Source organism: Proteus sp. G3927 (assembly GCF_963894685.1).
GTDB lineage: Bacteria > Pseudomonadota > Gammaproteobacteria > Enterobacterales > Enterobacteriaceae > Proteus > Proteus mirabilis.
In genome coordinates, this window is sequence record NZ_CAWQGX010000028.1 from 65,060 (window position 1) to 88,632 (window position 23,573).

A 23,573-nucleotide genomic window follows, 5' to 3' on the forward strand; every position below is an offset into this window, starting at 1 on the left:
CAATAGCGAATTGCATTATATTTTTATTTAATCTCACTTATTTTAGTAAGAATTTTTTAATAATCATCTGTTTTTTCTGCACCTGATAACTGTTATTAAATAATATTAAGAGCAATAAAACGCTCTTTTATTAAAAAATCATCAGTAAAAACCCACCTGCTATTATTTATTAATAATGTCACCCTTCATCTGTATCAAAGAGAAAAAATGATATGTTTCTTTTGATCATTTAAGTCCATTTAGGTAGTCTGTAATAACAATTATTATTTGTGGAATAAAGAATGATAAATAAAGAAATGTTAAAGAACCTAAAGTATTTTGAAAAAACTCCATTGATTCATCATATTAATTATTCCCTAACTGAAAATGCTAAAAAAAATATACTAAACGGCTGGTTACCTGCATGTATGGAAGATAAATGGCTTTCATATAGTATAGAAAACTGTGTTTATGTTCATCGCAGTTGGAGTGGCCATTTAATGTATAAATTCACTATTGATAATAACACCATTGATTTTATAGAAATTGCAATGGACGATTTTGTTGATATGACAAATGAAAGAAAAATAGAAGTATTTTTCTCTTTGTTGCCTTACTTATCTCAACCTCATTGAAGTATTAGATACTGAAGCTAGTATATAGCCAGAATATAAAACATTAATAAAATTATACTCAGGTTAAAAGGTTAATAGAAATTACCACCACTAGTCTTTTGATGCTCTTTATACCATTAAAAAACCCCCTGTTTAGTAGGGGGTTTTAATATTATAAACACTGAGTAATTAGGTTTTTATTAACCAATATACTCAAGGCCATTCATATAAGGACGTAAAACTTCTGGAATTTCAATACGACCATCAGCGGTTTGATAGTTTTCCATAATGGCGACTAAAGTACGCCCTACAGCTAAACCTGAACCATTTAAAGTGTGCACAAGTTGAGTTTTCTTGTCACCTTTAGCACGGAAACGTGCTTGCATACGGCGTGCTTGGAAATCCCAGCAGTTAGAGCATGAAGAAATTTCACGGTAGGTATTTTGTGCCGGTACCCACACTTCTAAGTCATAGGTTTTACGTGCGCCAAAGCCCATATCACCTGTACAAAGTACCACTTTACGGTAAGGCAGATTGAGCAATTGCAACACTTTCTCTGCATGGCCAGTTAGCTCTTCTAATGCATCCATTGATTTTTCAGGATGTACAATTTGTACTAACTCTACTTTATCAAATTGGTGCATACGGATCAGACCACGTGTATCACGGCCATAAGAGCCCGCTTCTGAGCGGAAACATGGCGTATGTGCAGTCATTCGCAATGGTAGTTCGTCTTCTTCGAGAATAACGTCTCTAACCATATTGGTAACAGGTACTTCTGCTGTTGGGATCAGCGCATATTGGCTTTCAGACTCTTCTTCAAGTGGTTTGGTATGGAATAAATCACCACTGAATTTAGGTAACTGTCCTGTGCCATATAAAGTGGCATGGTTAACTAAATAAGGCACATACATTTCTTGATAGCCATGTTGTTCTGTATGCAAGTTCAGCATGAACTGGGCGATCGCGCGATGTAAACGTGCAATTTGACCTTTCATCACAACAAAACGTGAACCGGTGATTTTCACGGCAGATGGGAAATCTAAACCATCTGTGAGTTCACCTAGAGTAACGTGATCTTTTAATTCAAAGTCATAAGTCTTTGGTTCACCCCAACGAAATACTTCAACGTTCTCGCTGTCATCTTTACCATTAGGCACAGAGTCATGAGGCAGATTCGGTAAAGTTAACGCATAGTCACGAATGTCGGCTTGCAGTTTATCTAATTCCGCTTTTGCCGCTTCAAGTTTTTCACCTAATTGGTTAACTTCCTGACGAAGTGGCTCAATATCTTCACCACGCGCTTTAGCAGCACCAATAGACTTCGATCGGGAATTACGTTCTGCTTGCAGGGATTCTGTTTCAACCTGTAACACCTTACGGCGTTCTTCTTGTTGACGAATTTTTTCCACATCGAGGGTAAACCCCCTGCGAGCCAGTTTTTCGGCGACCGCGTCTAGCTCATTACGCAGTAGATTTGGATCGAGCATGCTTATCCTGTGCTTATTGATAGATTAATAAAAACCTTATCTCCTATCATTCTCTTGTTTACCTATCGCGAAGATACCTGAGATAAGGGGTAGTTAAAAAAATTACTAATGATTGAATAACCTTACCGCATCTTTACAATTTGCGATAGCGTTTTGTCACACTATTTTGATCTTGCTGAGAAAGCCAGTCTAATTTCTCAGCAAGCTTGATCTCTAACCCTCGATTAACAGGGTGATAATAACGCGTTTGTGCCATTTCAGCAGGAAAATAGACCTCTCCTGCCGCATAAGCATTAGGTTCATCATGAGCATAGCGATACTCTGCACCTAAGCCCATCTCTTTCATTAATTGCGTTGGCGCGTTACGTAAATGTGCAGGTACATCATAATCAGGTTTACTTTTCGCATCTGCCAGTGCGGCTTTATAAGCGGTATACACGGCATTACTTTTCGGCGCACAAGCAAGATAAACAATCGCTTGTGCTATCGCACGTTCACCTTCTGCAGGGCCTACCCGCGTAAAGCAATCCCATGCAGCGATGGCAACTTGCATAGCTCGAGGATCTGCATTACCAACATCTTCTGAAGCAATAGCCAGTAAGCGACGAGCAACATACAGTGGATCTCCCCCCGCAGTGATGATACGAGCATACCAATAAAGTGCAGCATCAGGTGCCGAGCCACGTACTGATTTATGCAAGGCAGAGATAAGATCGTAAAATCGATCACCTTTATTATCAAAACGGGCGCTACGTTCACCACTAATTTCTTTTAGTAATTCCGCTGTTAGCGTTCGTTTGCCTTGGCTATCGACTTCTGCCATATCAGCCATCATTTCAAGCAGGTTGAGTGAACGGCGCGCATCGCCATTGACTAATTCAGCAATCATTTTGCGTGTATTATCAGGTAAAATAATATTACGCCCACCTAATCCACGTTCAGTATCATCTAATGCTTGCTGTAATACCTGTTCAATGTCTGTTTCTGTCAATGAGCGTAGCAGGTAAACTCGTGCACGTGATAGCAGTGCCGAATTTAATTCAAAAGAAGGGTTTTCCGTTGTTGCACCAATAAAAGTGATAGTGCCATCTTCAATATGTGGCAAAAAAGCGTCTTGTTGGCTTTTATTAAAACGATGAACTTCATCAACAAATAGGATGGTTCTACGCCCCGCATTTCTATTTTGGTGCGCTATGTCAATGGCGGCCCTGATCTCTTTGATCCCTGACGTCACCGCAGAAAGTCTTTCTATATCCGCTTGGGCATAGCGCCCGATAATTTCAGCTAATGTGGTTTTTCCTGTGCCCGGAGGTCCCCATAAGATCATTGAATGCAATTGGCCTGCTTTTATCGCCCGTGGTAGCGGTTTACCTTCAGCGAGTAAATGCTTCTGCCCAATATACTGTTCTAATGTTTCAGGCCGCATTCTCGCGGCCAGAGGTTGAAATTCATTTTGTGAAAAGTCGAGTGATAAATTACTCAAAATAGCCTCACTAGCGTTGGTCATCCACCGTCACACCCGCGGGTGGTGTAAAGCGGAACGCTGATGCATCAATGGGGGCGACCTTTTGTGCCGTTAATTGGTATTGGCTGACTTGCCCATCTTGCTCTGTAGCCGCAAATTGTTGGATTTGACCATTAGGTGAAACGGTAATAGAAAAGTGCTTTAAATTGTTCTCTGTTTTAGGGGTTAATTCAAAGCGATCACCATTTTGCTTAACATCGTAATTTTGCCATTCTTTACTATCATTACGCGCAATCAACATAAAAGGGGTATTCGTTGTGGCACTCTCTAACCAAGTTGCCGTCACTTGTTCGACAAATGGGTTATAAAACCACAATGTTTTACCATCAGAAATTAGTGTGCTCTCATCCGGTGCCGTCATTTGCCAATTAAACAGATCAGGACGCTGTACTTTTAAATGTCCTTCCCCTTTTTGAATTAACGCACCTTCGTTACTGGTCACCGTTTGACTAAAGTTAGCCTGAAAGCTATTCACTTTATTAAGACGTTGTTGTAAGTCTTGACGAGCATCCGCCCAAGCGGCTTGGCTACCAAACAACGCGATAGCACAGACTGTGAGTAATACTTTTTTCATTCAACACGCCTCTGACTGAGATTACGCCGACATCATGTCGGCGTATAAGTTATAGTGATATTTATTAGATTATCATGCTGATTTAAGCGCTGATAACTCTGTTTTCAAGATATTACATTTCTGCTGGCGGTGGTGATAATACATCACGCGTATTATTGTGATTAGGTGCACTGACAATACCCTGCATCTCCATCTGCTCAACAATTCTGGCTGCACGGTTATAGCCTATTCTAAATTGACGCTGTACACCGGAAATGGAGACTCGCTGTTTTTCAACCACAAATTCTACGGCCTGATCAAATAATGGATCAAGCTCTTCACCATCATCATAACCACCACCATTGCCACCTTCGCCTTCTTCACCACATTTGGTAATGGCTTCAATATATTGAGGTCGTCCACGTGCTTTCCAGTCTGTTGCAACCGCATGTACTTCATCATCGCTGACAAATGCACCATGTACACGCTCTGGCATATAGCCATTAGGGGCATAAAGCATATCACCCATACCTAACAAGGATTCGGCACCACCTTGGTCTAAAATAGTGCGCGAGTCGATTTTACTCGATACGGTAAATGCGATGCGACTTGGAATGTTCGCTTTAATTAAACCAGTAATAATATCCACTGAAGGGCGCTGAGTGGCTAATACTAAGTGAATTCCCGCCGCACGTGCTTTCTGTGCTAAGCGAGCAATTAATTCTTCCACTTTTTTACCCGCGGTCATCATTAGATCAGCAAACTCATCGACGATGACCACAATATAAGGCTCTTTTTCTAACATAGGCAACTCAGGTGCCATGCTGTCAGAAGGTTTCCATAGTGGATCTGGAATTGGACGCCCCATGGCTTCCGCTTCTTTAATTTTTTCGTTATAGCCCGCAAGGTTACGTACCCCTAATGCGGACATTAATTTATAACGGCGTTCCATTTCTGCGACACTCCAGCGCAAAGCACTCGCAGCATCTTTCATATCTGTCACCACTTCGGTTAACAGATGCGGAATACCTTCATAAACCGATAATTCCAACATTTTCGGGTCAATCATAATAAAGCGTACATCTTCTGGCTTCGCTTTATAGAGAATGCTGATGATCATCGCATTCACCCCAACAGATTTACCCGAACCTGTAGTACCTGCAACCAGTAAGTGAGGCATTTTAGCCAAGTTAGCAACCACAGGTTGCCCACCGATATCTTTCCCTAATACCACAGTTAATGGTGAACGACTGTCACGGAATGCATCACTATCTAATAGTTCACGCATATAGACGGTTTGGCGTTTTTTGTTTGGTAACTCAAGCCCAACATAAGGTTTGCCCGGTATAACTTCAACAATACGCACTGCCGTCGTGGAAAGTGAACGTGCTAAGTCGCGGGATAGATTTGAAATACGTGCAGCTTTTACACCAGGCGCTAGCTCTAGCTCAAAACGGGTGATCACCGGGCCCGGTGAAATACCAACCACTTTTGCTTTAACACGGTAGTCATTTAAACGCGCTTCAATTAACTTACCAATACGCTCAAGCTCAAACATATCAACAGGTTCATCATCCATAGGAGGAGAGGTTAATAAGTCAAGTGATGGCATTGGTGTTGTTGGTTTTTGTAACGGCCTATCATTGCGCATTAATAACGGATGAATTAATGACTGTTGCTGTTGCTGTTGCTGTTGCTGTTGCTGTTGCTGTTGCTGTTGCTGTTGCTGTTGCTGTTGCTGTTGCTGTTGCTGTGTAAAATGTTGAGCCATCTGTGCTTGAGGCTCAATACGTGTTTGCCCTACAGAAGATACAGAAGATACTGGCTCTGCTGGGGTTACCATCGGCGTAAAAACAGGCTCTGCAGGCTCTTCATCTAACAAATCATCCACCGGTGATAACGAGCCTAATGCATCAAGATTTTCTTGTAACTCGATAGTCGGTGTGTATTCCTCTTCTTCATCATCACGAGGTGATACTTGTAAGAATGCATCACTGTTAGGATAAAGAGTGCTGTTATCAGTCTGTTGAGTAATAGGGGTAGATTGAGCCGCAAAAGAGTGCTGAATATGGGGATGATACCCTTGTGCCGAGGCTGGCGTTTCGGATGCTCCAGTCGTGACTGATGGCAATACCTCGTCATCTTCATCCTGTAAAACATCCTCACCGTAGCGTTCTTGCAGTTGTTGCTTAAACTGCTCAGCGAGGTGTTGTTCATACTCATCACTCTCCTCTTCTGTTTCTTGCGCAGAAAAGGTATGGGTATCAATGAAAGGTTGATTATCAGACTCGTCATACTCGTCATAGGTTGACTGCGAGCTAGATGTCGCTGATGACATCGTGATGGTTGGCTCAACATTTTGTGTTGCTGATGTATCCTCACCATAGCGCTCACGTTGTTGCTCAAGAAATTGCTGACGTAACGATTGTTCGAAATTAGCCTGCTCTTGTATATCCGCTAAATCGTCTTCATGATCTTGTTGAAGCGCTTCTTCACGGCGGCGTAATTCCGCCTCACGTTGTGATGGGATACGAATACCATAAAGCTCTCGACGCGTTGGTAATCGTACAGGATTTGGCCGAGGTAATTCAGGCCCTAATCCTTGTTTAACTTGTGCACCGTGACTGACTATTGCTGCTGTTGCCACACTGGCAACTCCGGCGGCTGTTTGAGTTAATGAAGCTGAATTGCTATCTGTTGATGTAGCTGATGTAGCAGATGGCGTAAATAATGATGCACTATGGTCGCTATTATCCGCCGCTATTTTTTGCGAGACAATTGGCGCTTCGTTTGTCTCAATAGGTTTGTTTTCCGTCAATGGCATGGTTGTCGGTACTTCTTCTGTCACGACACTATTGTCTGCCATAGAGTCAGAGGAATGCGCTTGTTGCTTAAGAAATGCCGATGGTATTTCAAAGCGATAGTGTTCAGGTTCAGGCTCAGTGACTGGGCTAGCGTCATGAGTAGCCATAATGGATGGCGGTGTTACTTCTGCATCATGGGTTGTGGCATGCGTCGGTTGTTGATTATCAACAATATGCTCTGCCCGCTCTTTGCTCTCGTGCGCCTCAGCGATAACTGTCTCTGTGGCTGAAATCGTTGGGGTTGCAGATCCGCTAGCAACTTCTGAAGTTTCAGTTATATCATCATGTTGTGGCGTGATCGCCATTTCTTGCTGACGCGCTAACTCAAGGGCGGAAGGTGCAGAAAAGAGAATATCATCACTATCTGGTTCTATTTGCGCAGAAAGTTGATGTTCTGGCTGGGTGTTGTTATCCACCAGCACCTCGGGATCTGCCTGAATAGGATCGGCGGGTTCTTCATAATCATCATAGTCAATATCTTTTTGACCACGATTAGTAATAAAAGCAACCGCACCTAAGATAACCGCACCAATCTTTTCGGTAATCGTCAGCCATGACCAGCCAGTAAATAGCGTAAAGCCTATCGCCCATACTGATAGTAGCGCCAGTGTTGCACCTAGCATATTAAACCAAGGTAGCAATGCCTTGCTAAATAAGCTACCAATCACCCCACCAGAGCTAAAATTGTAGATATCATCAAAATTAAGATCAGCTAACGCACAAGATGTAAGAACCAGAGCCAAGGCACCAATTGTACGTAATGCAAGGGAGAAAAAATCTGTGTATTCACGATTTTTTTGATGACGTAATGCATTCCAGCAACCAAATACCACCACAATAGGGATTGCATAAGCGAGCAAGCCAAATGCTGAAAAAAGGATATCAGCAAGCCATGCACCAATATTGCCACCTAAGTTTTGAATAGGTTCATTCCACGTGGTTTGTGACCAACTCGGATCGGCTGGATGGAAGCTCAGTAAAGAAATCATTAAAAAGATAGCACCAATGCCTATCAAAATAAGAAGGGCTTCCCAAATACGACGGCGGTTACTTATCTTAGTAAAACGAATATTTTTATCTTCTGTATATTCCTGGCTCAAAGAGGGCTCTCCAGGTTTCACTTAAGGTTTAAACGGAACAACGCTGAGATAACCCAGCGTTGAAACTGTATACATAAACAGGAGTGTACCTAACTTTATCCTGTTTTGCACTAACCTATTAGCAGGCTTAGCGTGTTTTAATCACTAGGCGATTGCTTTGTTTTACTTCTTCCATCACCACATAAGTGCGGGTGTCGTTTACACCAGGAAGACGTAATAGCGTTTCGCCTAATAATTTACGATAAGCAGACATATCAGGTACACGAGTTTTCAACAGATAGTCAAAGTCACCAGAAACTAAATGACATTCTTGGATCTCTTCAAGTTTTTGAACAGCCATATTAAATTGTTCAAAGACATCTGGTGCACCACGGTTTAATGTGATTTCCACAAATACCAACAGAGATGCATCTAGGTAATGGGGGTTTAATAGCGCAGTATAACCAGAAATAAATCCTTGGCGTTCTAATCGGCGTACACGCTCTAAACATGGGGTTGGTGATAAACCAACGCGTTTAGACAGCTCAACGTTTGAGATACGACCATCTTTCTGAAGCTCATTTAGAATATTCCGGTCTATTCTATCAAGATCTTTACCCGGACGTTTTTTATTATCAATCATCTCTATACTCTCTTTCTCTTTTTCTCTTACTTTATTTTCCTATACCCATACCTGTACACCTTCAGCATCATATTGAGACCTCGGTATCAAACGGTCAGAGCAAACTACCAATCTATTTTTATTTAATGCCAGATAAAACAATCATTTTATCCAAATTTTTATCTATTCATCTTGCAAAAGCACTATCCTATGCCCTGTCTGTCTAAAAATAATACCTATTACGTCTGAGGATAATTATCTTTTACAGTCATGTTTTCGCAAATGTACAGCGGATTGTCAAAGCAAATGAACAAAAATCAGAACAAGGCGCTATGTTATTGTCTATATATGCAAGATAAACAGCAATTGTAAAGCAAAATATTTCAGGTTAATTCGATGATGTTAACGCAATATAACTCTATAATTATTAAACTATATTACTATTAACTATTGCTAAAATAGTTAAAATATTATCGCTATTTCCCTTTCTTGGCTTTTTTTAACGTCTTATTTCTCCTACAATCGCTCAATTCGCATCAAGCCTAATCAAAGATGAGGTATCCATGAGCACCATCAAACATAGCAAACTTATTATTTTAGGTTCAGGTCCTGCCGGCTATACTGCAGCAGTTTATGCAGCACGAGCTAACCTAGAACCCGTGCTGATTACGGGTGTTGAAAAAGGAGGACAGCTCACTACCACAACTGAAGTTGAAAACTGGCCTGGCGACCCTGAAGGATTAACTGGTCCTGGTTTAATGGATCGCATGTTTCAGCACGCTGAAAAATTTAATACCGAGATTATCTCTGACCATATCAACAAAGTCGATCTGAAAAACCGACCTTTCCGCCTATTTGGTGATGAACAAGAATATACTTGTGATGCCTTGATCATTGCAACAGGGGCATCAGCACGTTATATCGGTTTACCTTCTGAAGAAGCATTTAAAGGCCGTGGTGTTTCTGCCTGTGCAACCTGTGATGGCTTTTTCTATCGTAACCAGAAAGTTGCTGTTGTCGGTGGCGGTAATACTGCCGTAGAAGAAGCACTGTATTTAGCAAATATCGCCTCAGAAGTGCACCTAATCCACCGCCGCGATTCATTCCGCTCTGAAAAAATCTTAATTGACCGTTTAATGGACAAAGTTAAGAATGGCAATATCATTTTGCATACCGATCGTACCTTAGATGAAGTGTTAGGTGATGATATGGGTGTCACTAAAGTGCGCTTAAAAGATACGAAAAGTGATAAAACCGAAGAGCTAGAGGTTATGGGCGTCTTTATTGCTATTGGTCATAGCCCTAACACGGCAATTTTTGAAGATCAATTAGCCTTAGATAACGGTTACATTAAAGTTCAATCCGGTACGCAAGGCAATGCTACCCAAACATCTATTGAAGGTGTTTTTGCCGCAGGTGATGTAATGGATCATATTTATCGTCAAGCCATTACCTCAGCTGGTACAGGTTGTATGGCTGCTTTAGATGCAGAACGTTACTTAGACGCACTAAAATCTAACTAAAATCCTCACTTCCTTTCAAGGCGCTATTTCAGTAGCGCCTTTTACCATGTAACATACTAGCTTGGTCGTTAAAGAGTAATTATTATTCTTGGCGTTTTTGATACTTTGTATCTCACCTGCAGATTTGAATCTTTTCTCATGGATAAAACTAAACAAAATGAATTGGTTCGATGGCTGAAACAGCAAAGTGCTCCAGCCCGCCGTTGGTTACGGCTATCAATGATTTTAGGGGTAGTCAGTGGTTTATTAATTATTGCGCAAGCATGGTTATTAGCCATTCTACTACAAGCGTTCATTATGGATGGGCTAAGTCGTGATACACATACGACTACTTTCCTTATCCTTATCAGCATCTTTATTTTACGCGCTGTCGTGATGGCGATACGCGAACGTGTAGGCTATCGCTGTGGTATGGCGGTCAGACAGCAAATTCGCAAAATAGTACTTGATAGACTTGAAGCGCTAGGCCCTGTATGGGTCAAAGGCAAGCCCGCAGGAAGTTGGGCAACGATTATTCTAGAACAAATAGAAGATATGCAAGATTACTATGCGCGTTATCTACCGCAAATGTATCTCGCCTCTATTGTACCTTTGCTTATTCTTATTACCATTTTTCCTATTAATTGGGCCGCAGGATTAATTCTTTTTGTCACAGCCCCTCTTATTCCTTTATTTATGGCGTTAGTTGGCTTAGGCGCAGCAGATGCTAACCGGCGTAATTTTCTTGCCTTAGGTCGCTTAAGTGGCAACTTCCTTGATAGATTACGTGGTTTGGATACATTGCGCCTATTCAACCGTGGTGATGCAGAAGTAAAACAGATAACGGATGCAACGGAAGACTTTCGTAAGCGAACCATGGAAGTGCTACGTATGGCATTTCTCTCTTCTGGCGTATTAGAATTCTTTACCGCCGTATCCATTGCGGTCGTCGCGGTCTATTTTGGTTTTTCCTATCTTGGAGAATTGAGCTTTGGTGATTATGGGTTAGGCGTGACGTTATTTTCTGGTTTTTTAGCCCTGATCCTTGCCCCTGAGTTTTTCCAACCATTACGCGACTTAGGCACCTATTATCATGCTAAAGCACAGGCGGTAGGTGCAGCTGGCTCCTTGGTTGAGTTTTTAGAAGCCGAAGGTGAACAGCCCCAACCTACGGGTAATCAAACTATTAATACCGACCAAGGTATTGAAATAGTTGCCCAACAATTAGAAATTTTGTCACATCAAGGAGCCAAACTGGCAGGCCCTCTTAACTTTACCATTCATCCCAAACAGCGTATTGCACTGGTCGGGCAAAGTGGCGCAGGCAAGAGCTCATTACTTAATGTATTGTTAGGTTTTTTACCTTATCGTGGCTCGTTAACCGTCAATGGTGTTGAGTTAACTCAACTCTCTCCACAGGCATGGCGACAATGTATCAGCTGGGTGGGACAAAACCCTAACTTACCAGAGCAAACCCTGCTGGATAATATTCGTTTAAGTGATCCGAACGCCAGTGAAGCGAAGATAAATCAAGCTATTGAAAAAGCTTATGTAAGTGATTTTATTAACGAATTACCGGATGGTTTAAACACCATTATTGGTGATAATGCTGCCCGTCTTTCTGTTGGTCAAGCCCAACGTATTGCGGTAGCTCGCGCCCTGTTATCACCTTGTCACTTTTTATTATTAGATGAGCCAGCAGCAAGTTTAGACTCTCACAGTGAACAGCGCGTTATGCAAGCGCTTAATGAAGCTTCATTACATCAAACGACGCTGTTAATTACCCACTTATTAGAAGAAACGATGGAATATGATCAGATTTGGGTAATGGAAAAAGGGCAAGTCATTGAAACTGGGACTTATCAGTCACTCAGTCAACAACATGGTGCCTTTGCTCGTCTTCTTGCTCATCGTAAAGAGGAACTTTGATCATGAGAGTACTGCTTCCTTTTCTCGCGTTATACCGTCGTCACTGGTTTATGCTGTTACTGGGTATTTTGTTGGCAATTTTAACATTATTAGCCAGTATCGGCCTTTTAACACTTTCTGGCTGGTTCTTAGCGGGCACGTCATTAGCGGGTTTTGCGGGCATTTATAGTTTTAACTATATGTTACCCGCCGCTGGGGTACGAGGTGCGGCAATATTTCGTACTGCGGGGCGTTATTTTGAGCGTCTTGTCAGTCATGATGCCACCTTTCGTGTACTCTCACACTTGCGTGTTTTCACTTTTAAGAAAATTTTACCGCTCTCTCCTGGGGGGATCGCCCGTTTTCGTCAAGGTGAATTACTTAACCGTTTAGTAGCTGATGTTGAAACCTTAGATCACCTTTATATTCGGGTGATCTCACCGATAATTGCCGCCTTTGTGGTTATCATGACCATTATGTTTGGGCTTGGGCTTATTGATGCTCGCTTAGCAAATACGCTAGGTGGTATTATGCTCACCCTGCTGGTGGTATTACCTTTTGTATTTTATTATGCCGGAAAGCCCATTGGTCGTGATCTCACAGATCTAAGAGGGCAATATCGCACCGTACTCACCAGTATGTTACAAGGGCAAGCTGAATTAACAATTTTTGGCGCCCTTCCCCGCTTTAGACAAAATTTAGCGCAACTTGAAGCACGCTGGCTGCGCCGTCAAGCACAACAAGCTAACTTAACTGGTTTATCTCAATCGCTAATGATTTTAGCCTCGGGATTAACCGCCACACTGATTTTATGGTTAGCTGCCGATGGTATTGATGCCCACTTTATGCCAGAAGCACTCATCGCTCTCTTTACTTTCTGTGCATTAGCGGCATTTGAATCGCTCGGCCCGGTGACTGTCGCATTTCAACATTTAGGGCAAGTCATGACATCGGCTACGCGTATTACGCATTTAATTGAGCAACAACCCGATGTCACCTTCCCAGCCCAAGGGGGAGAGATAAAACCGAGCGCCTCATTAACACTACGGGATGTCTGCTTTACCTATCCTAATCAACCCATGCCTGTGATCAATCATGTTGATCTCACCATTGAAGCAGGACAACATGTGGCATTACTGGGTAAAACGGGTTGTGGTAAATCAACACTCTTACAATTAGTCAATCGCGCGTTCGATCCCTCTCAGGGCGTGATCACATTAAATCATTTATCTCTTGCTGATTATGATGAAGCGACATTGCGTTCAATGATGTCTGTTGTACCTCAACGTGTGCATGTTTTTAGCCATACTTTAAGAGAGAACTTAATTATGGCAAAAGAAGATGCGACAGATGAAGAGCTTACTCATGTTCTACGCCAAGTTGGTCTTGAACAACTGGTCGAAAATGATGAAGGTTTAAATGCATGGATGGGTGATGGTGGAAGACAGCTTTCTGGAGGCGAACAACGACGTTTAGGGCTGGCAAGAGCCATACTCCATAATGCACCACTTATTTTACTTGATGAGCCAACAGAAGGTCTTGATGCAGACACAGAGCAACAGATCCTCGCGCTATTACAGCAACATTGCCAAGGAAAAGCGGTATTAATGATCACCCACCGACTTTCTGGGTTAGATAAAATGGATAAAATTTGTGTGATGGATGGCGGTCATATTGTCGAAACCGGCACGCATCGTCAGTTATTACAACAGCAAGGTCAGTATGCTAAATTTCATCAAAGACAAGCATTGTTAATGCCACATGATGAGGCGTAATATGCCGTTGTTTCAATTAGATGAACACGATGTGACTTTTCCTGCCCCCCATTTGGCTTTAAAAGAGCCAAGTGGGTTATTGGCAATTGGTGGCGATATTTCCCCTGCTCGTTTGAAAGAGGCTTATCAAACGGGGATTTTCCCTTGGTATACCCCCCATGAAACGCCGTTATGGTGGTCACCCGATCCCCGAGCCGTCTTACCCGCAGGAACATTGCATATTGGTCGTACGTTACGTAAGTTTTTACGCCAAGCGCCTTATACCATCACCTTAAATCAGGCATTCTCTGATGTCATTGAGGCCTGTAGTGTACGTGATGAGGGAACTTGGATAGGCCCTGATATAAAAACCGGCTATCGGGCATTGCACCAACAAGGAGAAGCCCATTCTGTAGAAGTTTGGGAGGGCGACGAATTGGTCGGTGGTTTATATGGGGTTAACGTTGGTGCCGTTTTCTGCGGTGAATCAATGTTTAGTCGTCGAAATAATGCTTCTAAATGTGCCTTTGTTGCTTTTTATAACCATTTTCTGCGTTATGGGGGTCAACTATTTGATTGCCAAGTGTTAAACTCTCATACGGCAGCATTAGGTGCGATAGAAATTGCCAGAGATCGCTATTTAGAGGCGCTATCTCGTTGGAAAAAGGTGATTATTGATAAAAAGTGTTGGTATCAGCAATCGTTGGAATTATAATCACCACTCGTTTTTGTAAAGCCCATCAGATTTTAAATAGAATTTCACTGCTGTGGTCTATACAAAAATTCATCTTGCACATCCAAAGTGTGGTTTGGATGTTGTTATTTTATTGCAATAAATACCGCACAATAAAGAATTATGACTTGTGTTATTAACCTTGTTTTTCAGCAACTAAAACACAAGTAACGGTAAGGAATATTAACTTGTTAGCAAAGCAAACATCTTTGTTAACCAATAACATTCCTTTACATAGGACAATATTTTCGGCATTATCTTGCCGTTTAAAAAATATGGTTATTAAAACTTAGAGGATTAGATGGCCAAAGAAGACAACATTGAAATGCAAGGCACTGTACTGGATACTCTGCCAAACACGATGTTCCGTGTAGAATTAGAAAACGGACACGTCGTTACCGCTCATATTTCAGGAAAAATGCGTAAAAACTATATTCGTATCCTGACAGGCGACAAGGTTACCGTTGAGCTGACCCCATATGACCTGAGCAAAGGCCGTATCATCTTCCGTAGCCGTTGATCCCAATCCATTCTCTCCCGCAATATCATCATTTCGGGTGAAAAAAAACACCACAGGCAAAGCATGAATTGATGCTGACCTGTGGTGTCTGCTTTTTAGCCTAAGATAAACCGCTATTATTAAATAACGGTATCTTCTTTTTTAGCCAATTTTTCTTGGCTAGTAAATTGGTACTGTAATTTATTTTCTTGGTCATTTAAGGTCACAGAAACCGAGCCACCATTAACTAACGAGCCAAACAGAATTTCATTGGCTAATGGTTTTTTCAGATTTTCTTGAATTACGCGAGCCATAGGTCTTGCTCCCATTGCTTTATCGTAACCTTTATCACTTAACCATTGGCGAGCTTCTTGACTTACCTCTAGCGATACCCCTTTATCATCCAATTGAGCTTGTAACTCGACAATAAATTTATCGACCACCATAGCAATAATATCGGCTGATAGCGCATTAAACCAAATAATGCTATCTAAACGGTTACGAAACTCTGGGGAAAACGCTTTTTTGATTTCAACCATGGCATCAGTGCTATGATCTTGTTCAGTAAACCCTATCGATTTACGTTGCGTTTCATGAACACCCGCATTGGTTGTCATCACCAAAATCACATTACGAAAATCAGCTTTACGGCCATTATTATCAGTAAGTGTTCCGTTATCCATCACTTGTAGCAGAATGTTAAACACATCAGGATGTGCTTTTTCAATCTCATCAAGTAACACTACAGAATAAGGGTTTTTAATCACCGCATCTGTGAGTAATCCACCTTGATCAAAACCAACATAACCAGGAGGTGCCCCTATTAAACGGCTTACCGTATGTCGTTCCATATATTCAGACATATCAAAGCGCAGTAGCTTAATATTAAGCGCTTTCGCCAACTGGACCGTTACTTCTGTTTTACCCACCCCAGTTGGTCCGGCGAATAAGAAAGAGCCAACCGGCTTATTCTCTTGCCCTAAACCTGCTCGGCTCATTTTGATAGATTCAGCCAAGGCATGAATAGCTTGATCTTGACCGAACACCAACATTTTTAATTGGTTATCCAGATTTTTTAGCATTGACTTATCACTGCTAGAAACCGTTTTTTCTGGAATACGGGCAATTTTTGCTACTACCGATTCAATATCAGAGACATTAATCGTCTTTTTACGTTTACTTGGTGCAATTAAACGGGTTTTCGCACCGGCTTCATCAATAACATCAATGGCTTTATCAGGAAGGTGTCTATCAGTAATGTATTTAACCGATAAATCAACAGCTGCCTGAATTGCCTTATTGGTATAACGCACATCGTGATGTGCTTCATACTTCTGACGCAATCCCTTAATAATTAATACGGTTTCATCTGCCGAAGGCTCAATTACATCAATTTTTTGGAAACGACGAGCCAAGGCGCGATCTTTTTCAAAGATCTGACTAAATTCTTGATAAGTGGTTGAACCAATCACACGAATACGACCACTTGATAATAGTGGTTTAATTAAGTTAGCGGCATCAACTTGTCCACCAGAGGCGGCACCAGCACCAATGATGGTATGAATTTCATCGATAAATAAGATACTTTTTTCATCTTTTTCAAGTGTTTTCAATAACGCTTTAAAGCGTTTTTCGAAATCACCACGATATTTGGTTCCTGCTAATAAAGATCCAATATCAAGAGAATAGAGCGTACAGCCTTTCATCACATCAGGCACATCATTTTGTTCAATACGCCATGCAAGCCCTTCTGCAATTGCCGTTTTACCGACACCCGATTCACCGACCAGTAATGGATTATTTTTACGTCGACGACATAAGACTTGTATCGTTCTTTCTAATTCCGCTTGACGGCCGATAAGTGGATCAATTTTACCCTGACGCGCCAACTGGTTTAAGTTAGTGGTAAAATTATCCATGCGATCATCGCCTTGTGGCATCTCTTGTTGAGATTGTGCATTTATATCGCCCATATCAGACTGATCATCACTGTTTTGTTGATCATCTTTTAAAATGCCATGAGAGATAAAATTAACCACATCAAGACGGCTAACATCATGTTTACGTAGTAGATAAGCGGCGTGAGACTCTTGCTCACTAAAAATCGCCACTAGCACATTGGCACCGGAAACTTCATTTTTACCTGAAGATTGCACATGGAACACAGCACGTTGTAATACACGTTGAAAACTCAAGGTTGGCTGTGTTTCTCTATCGACATGCTCGGGTAAAATAGGTGTCGTTTTACGAATAAAGATTTCAAGCTCTTCGCGTAAGACTGCTAAATCGACTTTACAAGCTTCCAATGCTTCACGCGCCGATTTGTTACTTAATAGCGCCAGCAACAGGTGCTCTACAGTCATAAATTCGTGTCTGTTATCACGGGCTTTCGCGAATGCAATGTTAAGACTAAGCTCTAATTCGTGATTAAGCATAAGCACCTCCTCCTTAAAAGACTCACCGGACTACGCTTTTTCCAGTGTACACAAAAGTGGATGGCCATTCTCTCTGGCGTATTGATTCACTTGTGCAACTTTAGTTTCAGCGATATCCGCACTATAGACACCACACACTCCCTTCCCTTTATGATGAACGTCCAACATAATTTGTGTGGCTTTTTCTTCGTTAAGAAAAAAATACATTGTTAATACTTCTACAACAAAATCCATGGGGGTGTAATCATCATTATTCAAGATCACCTTATACATCGCAGGTGGCTCATTTAACTGAGAGACCTTCTCCCCTAGTGTGGTTTCTGTTAAAAAATCAAACTGACCCATTGTTATGTGTTACTCATTGGTTTGTTAAACGTCACGACTCACTATGACATTCAGTTTACCATCTCATAGGAAAGTCTGCCTATCAACGGTTTTTTATTAACTCTTTTTCTACCAAAATAAATAACAAAGCGTTAGCTACATCAAAGTTTCACCTACTCGGAACATTTTCTTGCTCATCTCCCCCTTGACGATTGAAACAATTAATTAGAGTATGTTTTATGAACAGCTCAGTAAATATACTGAAAGTAATGTTAAGTAAATAAAGACAAGTATATGAGAGAAGCTAAGTATGGAGACAGGTACAGTTAAGTGGTTTAACAACGCTAAGGGTTTTGGTTTCATTACCCCTGCCGCAGGTGGCGAAGATATTTTTGCCCATTATTCATCAATAAGAATGGAAGGCTACCGCACACTGAAAGCGGGTCAGAAAGTTAATTATAGCACAATAAAAGGACCTAAAGGGGATCATGCTGATCTTATCATTCCTATTATCGAATAATGGTTAAGTAAGTATGATGTGGATAATATTTTATCCGCTCTCGCCCCTTATTTCGTCCATTTTCACACTTTAAACAGAAAATGACGCTCACATTATCATACCAATAAAAGCCCTTATCTTTTGAAAGATAGGGCTTTTGATCTTTTATAGACTACCGCTATTTTACTCTCTCGCTAAGGCATCAATAGGGTTCATTTTGGCCGCATTTCTCGCCGGTAAAAAACCAAAAATAACCCCAATTGCTGTAGAGCAAGCAAAAGCACTTATCAGTGCCGTGGGCTGGAACACAAAATGCCAATTGGGTAGCATCATGCTGGCAAACATAGCAATCGCAAATGAAAGGCTAATACCTAATAATCCTCCCACCAAACACACCAGTACTGACTCAATTAAAAATTGTTGCATAACATCACTGGCTCGTGCGCCTACCGCCATACGAATACCAATTTCCCGAGTCCTTTCCGTAACAGAAACCAACATGATATTCATCACGCCGATCCCGCCTACCACCAGCGAAATAACCGCTACCAAGGTTAAAAACAGTTGCATAGTTTGCGTGGTTTTTTCAGCCGCCTTAATAAAGCTATCAATGTTATAAGTAAAAATATCTTTTTTACCATGCCGGATCGTTAATAAGCGGAGAATTTGTTGCTCAGCAACACTCGCATCATAGCCCTCTTTTACTTTTACTGTGATGTTATCTAAATAACTACGATTATAAATTCGACTACTTAGCGTACTGTAAGGCACCCAGACACGTAATGACTTATTATCACCAAAAGTGGATTTTTGCTCTGCAACCACACCTATGATAGTAGAAGGAATATTACGAATAATAATTTGCTCGCCAATCACCGCTTGTTTATTCGGGAAAAAACGATGACGAGTATTTTCATCAATAACGACTACTTGCGCTTGGCGATGGATCATATCAGGCGTAAAAGTGCTCCCCTGTGCAAATTTCAACGCATACACTGAAAAATAATCCTCGTTAACACCAGAAACTGTTGCCGGCGCATCTTGATTACCACGACGTAATCGAGAGCTAAAGTAAATCTGTGGTGTCACTGATTGTATATAAGATTGCTGTTTTAACGCATCAACATCTTGAATGGTTAAGGATTGTTTATCTTCTGGTGAATCACTACCAAGCTCCTTACCCGGATAGATATCAATGGTATTGGCGCCAATCGCTTTTATATCTGCTAAGACCCTATCTTTGGCAGCATCACCAATAACAATAATGGTGACAACAGAGGCAATGCCAATAATGATCCCCAACATTGTCAGCAAGGTACGAATTTTATTCACCACCATTGCTCGCCAAGCCATATTTAATGCCTGCGTAAAACGCCCAATGACTTGATGAAAATAAGAGGCGGTTTGGATCGCAGGTGGTGCCTTTTTCACTGGTACAGAATGGTGATTATTATTATCGCTAATAATTTGACCATCTTTAATTTCAATAATACGATCGGCTTGTTGGGCAATTAATGGATCGTGAGTGACAATAATCACCGTATGCCCTTGTTGATTTAATTGCTTTAAGATAGCCATTACCTCTTTACCCGATTGGCTATCTAATGCCCCCGTTGGCTCATCGGCGAGGATCACTTCTCCGCCATTCATTAATGCGCGGGCAATACTGACTCTTTGCTGTTGACCTCCGGAAAGCTGACTTGGCCGATAGTGAATACGCTCTGCTAAACCAAGGCGAGTTAATAGCGCACGAGCGCGCTCTTTTCTTTGCTCTGTACTTTTACCTGCATATATGGCGGGGATCTCCACATTTTGCTCAGCAGTTAAATGCGCCATCAAATGGTAGCGTTGAAAAATAAAGCCAAAATGTTCGCGACGTAGCGCAGCCAGTTGGTCACTTTCCATATCTGCCACACATTGCCCAGCCACTTTATATTCACCGCTGCTTGGCTTATCTAGGCAACCTAATATGTTCATTAGCGTTGATTTCCCTGAGCCTGATGCACCAATAATCGCGACCATTTCCCCAGCATTAATCGTCAGTGAAATCTGATCTAGTACCACCGTGTCTTCTTCACCATTGGTATATAAACGGCTTACGTTGTTGAGCTCTAGTAATGCAGACATTATGACTCTCCTGCAATCTCACCGAGGATCACGTCATCATTTTCATTTAATCCACTAATGACTTCTGCATAAACATCTGTACGAATACCGATTTTAACTACGCGTTTTTCAGGCTGCCCATTGACGAGAACCTCTACTTGATATTCATTTATGCCTACATCTTCCCCTAATGCTGACAATGGCACTAAGAGAATATCTTTTTTATGCTCAAGGAGAATTTTAACTTGTGCTGTCATTTGTAAACGCAACAAATGTTGTTCATTGGGGACTTCAAAACGTGCATAGTAAAAAATCGCATCATTGATTTTTTCAGGTGTAGGTAAAATATCTTTTAACTTACCATTGAAGGCTTTGTCTGGTGCTCCTAACACAGTAAAAGAGGCTTTAAGATCGGGTTTTAAATAGATAACATCCGCCTCAGAAACTTCGGCTTTTACTAACATGGTATCTAAATCAGCTAATGTTAATATGGTTGGTGCTTCTTGAGCTGCAATGACTGTCTGCCCTTCAAGGGTTTTGATAAAAGTGACCACACCATCCATCGGCGCAGTAATACGGGTATATTGCAAATTAGTTCTTGCGGTATCCAGTGTTGCCTGATTTTTTCTAATTTGTGCTTCATAAGTCGCCACTCGCGCTTTTTTGACTTCAACGTCTGTTTTAGTGCGATCAAGCTCTTCTTGGGCTATAACATGTGTGCCAATCAGCTTTAATTGACGTTGATAAGTCAATTGCGCCAAACGTAATTCGGCTTTAGCTTGCTGTAAATTAGCCGTCAGTTCATTATTAGTTTCTTGAGATTCCGCGACCTCATTTTGTGCTTTTTTCGGATCAATAATCGCCAACAGATCGCCTTTTTTTACTATATCCCCTTCTTTTACATATAAGGTTTGTAGCTGACCACTCACCTGCGCACCAACATCGACTTTGCGTACCGCATCTAATTTGCCCGTTGCTGTGACTTCTTTGGAAAGCTCCCCACGAGTAATTTTTTGTGTTTGATAACTAGGTAAATGCTCTTTCGGCCAGAAAAAAAATAAGCCTATGGCAATAAAAATCAAAATAGCAGCTATAATCTTCCCTTGCTTTTTAGTTAGGAAAAAAGCCATGAAATATCCTTCTTATACAATAAGAGTGAAATAAAAAATAAAGTCCTGTTGGTAATAACCTAAAATCACCCTTAACTTTTTCGATAATAAAAACACAATAAGATATCTATGCCCCTATAAATAGAAGCATAGAAAAATGACTTAATTGGCTTTTCCTCTCGCAAGCCATGCTACCCGAGAAAACATCACCTTTAATAAAGTAGGAATAGCATCAATACCTCGTTGTGCAGCATTATTAGCAACCGTTAAGGCAAGATCAGGCTTTGATGAACGTTGTATCGCTTTTATGATCACACGTCTTACTGGCCATTTTTCATTATCAGGAACACCCGCAACCTCATGATAGACATTGCGAAAACCTTCTTTATATAAATAGTGTTCCATATCTAATGCTGGCAACCGTGTTAATCGGTCACGCTCCGCATCATTTCTTTTTGCGGCAAATTCTTTAACGGTGGCGGCGTATTTTTTACCCGCCTCATCGCCATCAACCAACGTATGCCATTCTATACCCATATAGGTAGCATACTTTAACAGTGGCTTAAGTCCGCACTGCGCAAACTCAATGACTTTGATCCCTTCAGATTCAAAGAAGTAGTTACATTGTCTGGCTAATTCGTTCATTAGCCAGATTTCCGTTTCCCCTTCGACCAATAACCAACAACGAGCAAAGAGTGCAGAAGGTCGGTTATAACGAATATGAAAAGAGATACGACGCTCTTCTTCTGCATGAAGTTGTTTGTCGCCAAGTCGATAAGCGGCAACTTTATCTGTATCACGTACTAATCGACAAACACTTTGTAGTGGTGCTAAGGAGAGTAACTCCCCTGAATTGGTTGTCGTAATGCGTTGCAAAGAAAAGAGATTTAATAATCCCCATGCCACAGAAAGCATAATAGGGTGTAAGCGAGTTTCAGGGTTTTCTACAATCACTATCGGTCTTGCATAAGGATCAAGTTCGACACTGCCTCGTGACTGTAGAATAGAAGAGAACATACCTAAAATAATTAAGCGGATATTGCGCTGATTAGGTTTCGCTAAAATCTTATTAATATTTTCTAGTGCATGCCATCCTCGAATATGTGGCTCACTGACTTTGCGATGTTTCAAATGAGATTTAAACAGTAGCGCACCGTGATCAGCAAAATAGTGTCCTAATAACTGTTGCATTGCATCTAACCCTTCACGTAAATCTTCATCTGATAAATTGTCTGGGTTATTAATTAATGCTTTCGTTAATTCACTCATCTTATTATTAAATGCTTCACGACGAGGCTCGTTATGAGGGTCAATAACTTCTGTTGTTAAATTAGGTATAAAACGCGCATCCTGTAAACGCAATACTGGATAAAGGCGCACAATTTCAGCAATAATCGCTTTGGTCTGTCCATTCGCTAAACGGATCTGTTTACCTTCTTTATCCAGAAAATAACGAAAGGTTTTGACATTTTGCTGCTCATCTAATTCTGCACTAATACGGTAATAAATATGCTTACGAGCGTCCCCATTAGCTATCCATACGGGTGCTAATTTACGAAAACGATACGAGCGATGACGACCAGGACGTGATTCGGTAAAAGTCAGAATAATTTGTAGGTTTTTTTTACTGTTTTCTGGCTCATTAGGTAAACGATGAAAATCTTCTGCTGTAAAAGCATATTGATAAGTTTCGATCCCCAAACTCAAGGTTAACGCATCAAGTAATGAAGTTTTACCCCATGCATTTTCGCCAACCAAAACCGTATTCATATCAAGGGGGAGAGAAAGGCGATTAAGCCCCCGAAATCCTGCTATTTCCACTCTTTCTAAATACATAAATTCCCTCTCAGGTCGCAACTCAGTTGTTATGGTTCATCTATTGCATCTCTATCAACTTTATACGCTTTCTGATAATAATTTTACTTAATGACTTATTTTTATTAAAACACAGTTCCTCATGAGCGTAATAAAATTTACT

Annotated in this window: 17 protein-coding genes; 7 read left to right on the forward strand and 10 right to left on the reverse strand. The window is 41.2% G+C overall.

The genetic code is table 11. The features are described from left to right. Positions 1-281 precede the first annotated feature (281 nt). Positions 282-614 (forward strand): hypothetical protein, encoded by a 333-nt coding sequence (locus tag AACV00_RS11595; RefSeq protein WP_104459800.1) that lies wholly within the window; start codon positions 282-284, stop codon positions 612-614. Positions 615-793: 179 nt separating this feature from the next. Here AACV00_RS11595 and serS read toward each other — a convergent pair whose 3' ends face one another. The 5 genes from serS to lrp form a co-directional block, all read right to left on the reverse strand. After that, the gene (serS, locus tag AACV00_RS11600) at positions 794-2,083 is read right to left on the reverse strand and encodes a serine--tRNA ligase (protein ID WP_004244571.1); all 1,290 of its coding nucleotides are present in this window, start codon (positions 2,081-2,083) and stop codon (positions 794-796) included. A 133-nt stretch (positions 2,084-2,216) separates the two neighbouring features. Beyond that, positions 2,217-3,566, reverse strand: coding sequence for a replication-associated recombination protein A (locus tag AACV00_RS11605; protein ID WP_012367706.1), 1,350 nt, complete (start codon positions 3,564-3,566; stop codon positions 2,217-2,219). 10 nt (positions 3,567-3,576) lie between these two features. Beyond that, complete coding sequence (gene lolA / locus AACV00_RS11610; protein WP_004244569.1) at positions 3,577-4,182, reverse strand: outer membrane lipoprotein chaperone LolA; 606 nt, start codon at positions 4,180-4,182, stop codon at positions 3,577-3,579. A gap of 112 nt (positions 4,183-4,294) precedes the next feature. Continuing rightward, positions 4,295-8,146, reverse strand: coding sequence for a DNA translocase FtsK 4TM domain-containing protein (locus AACV00_RS11615; RefSeq protein ID WP_442956593.1), 3,852 nt, complete (start codon positions 8,144-8,146; stop codon positions 4,295-4,297). A 106-nt stretch (positions 8,147-8,252) separates the two neighbouring features. Beyond that, positions 8,253-8,747: a leucine-responsive transcriptional regulator Lrp gene (gene lrp / locus AACV00_RS11620; RefSeq protein ID WP_004244566.1), complete on the reverse strand. Its 495-nt coding sequence runs from the start codon at positions 8,745-8,747 to the stop codon at positions 8,253-8,255. A gap of 542 nt (positions 8,748-9,289) precedes the next feature. Between lrp and trxB the strand changes: the two genes are divergently transcribed. The 5 genes from trxB to infA all read left to right on the forward strand — a co-directional run bounded on the left by trxB (position 9,290) and on the right by infA (position 15,143). Further along, positions 9,290-10,249 carry a thioredoxin-disulfide reductase gene (gene trxB / locus AACV00_RS11625; RefSeq protein WP_004247618.1) on the forward strand — a complete coding sequence of 320 codons (960 nt, stop codon included), beginning with the start codon at positions 9,290-9,292 and terminating at the stop codon, positions 10,247-10,249. Positions 10,250-10,387: 138 nt separating this feature from the next. After that, the gene (gene cydD / locus AACV00_RS11630; protein WP_036908219.1) at positions 10,388-12,157 is read left to right on the forward strand and encodes a heme ABC transporter permease/ATP-binding protein CydD; all 1,770 of its coding nucleotides are present in this window, start codon (positions 10,388-10,390) and stop codon (positions 12,155-12,157) included. Positions 12,158-12,159: 2 nt separating this feature from the next. After that, positions 12,160-13,911, forward strand: a complete 1,752-nt coding sequence (gene cydC, locus AACV00_RS11635; RefSeq protein ID WP_004244562.1) for a heme ABC transporter ATP-binding protein/permease CydC — start codon at positions 12,160-12,162, stop codon at positions 13,909-13,911. Between the two features lies 1 nt (position 13,912). Continuing rightward, complete coding sequence (aat, locus tag AACV00_RS11640; protein WP_004247616.1) at positions 13,913-14,605, forward strand: leucyl/phenylalanyl-tRNA--protein transferase; 693 nt, start codon at positions 13,913-13,915, stop codon at positions 14,603-14,605. Positions 14,606-14,924: 319 nt separating this feature from the next. Continuing rightward, positions 14,925-15,143 (forward strand): translation initiation factor IF-1, encoded by a 219-nt coding sequence (infA, locus tag AACV00_RS11645; protein WP_004244560.1) that lies wholly within the window; start codon positions 14,925-14,927, stop codon positions 15,141-15,143. Positions 15,144-15,262: 119 nt separating this feature from the next. Here infA and clpA read toward each other — a convergent pair whose 3' ends face one another. Both clpA and clpS read right to left on the reverse strand, forming a co-directional pair. Further along, positions 15,263-17,557, reverse strand: a complete 2,295-nt coding sequence (gene clpA / locus AACV00_RS11650; protein WP_036894527.1) for an ATP-dependent Clp protease ATP-binding subunit ClpA — start codon at positions 17,555-17,557, stop codon at positions 15,263-15,265. Between the two features lie 30 nt (positions 17,558-17,587). After that, on the reverse strand, positions 17,588-17,902 hold the full coding sequence (gene clpS, locus AACV00_RS11655) for an ATP-dependent Clp protease adapter ClpS (RefSeq protein ID WP_004244558.1): 315 nt from the start codon (positions 17,900-17,902) through the stop codon (positions 17,588-17,590). A 289-nt stretch (positions 17,903-18,191) separates the two neighbouring features. On the opposite strand from clpS, the gene cspD reads away from it, so the two are divergent. After that, positions 18,192-18,401 (forward strand): cold shock domain-containing protein CspD, encoded by a 210-nt coding sequence (gene cspD, locus AACV00_RS11660; protein ID WP_004244557.1) that lies wholly within the window; start codon positions 18,192-18,194, stop codon positions 18,399-18,401. 162 nt (positions 18,402-18,563) lie between these two features. On the opposite strand, the gene macB is transcribed toward cspD, so the two are convergent. From macB to AACV00_RS11675, 3 genes are all read right to left on the reverse strand, one after another. Then, complete coding sequence (macB, locus tag AACV00_RS11665) at positions 18,564-20,507, reverse strand: macrolide ABC transporter ATP-binding protein/permease MacB (RefSeq protein ID WP_004247615.1); 1,944 nt, start codon at positions 20,505-20,507, stop codon at positions 18,564-18,566. Beyond that, entirely contained in the window at positions 20,507-21,616 is a 1,110-nt protein-coding gene (gene macA / locus AACV00_RS11670; protein WP_094959750.1) for a macrolide transporter subunit MacA, read from the reverse strand. Before macA ends, macB begins: the two co-directional genes overlap by 1 nt. A 141-nt stretch (positions 21,617-21,757) precedes the next feature. Next, positions 21,758-23,431, reverse strand: coding sequence for an ATP-dependent nuclease (locus AACV00_RS11675; RefSeq protein ID WP_020945404.1), 1,674 nt, complete (start codon positions 23,429-23,431; stop codon positions 21,758-21,760). Positions 23,432-23,573 lie beyond the last annotated feature (142 nt).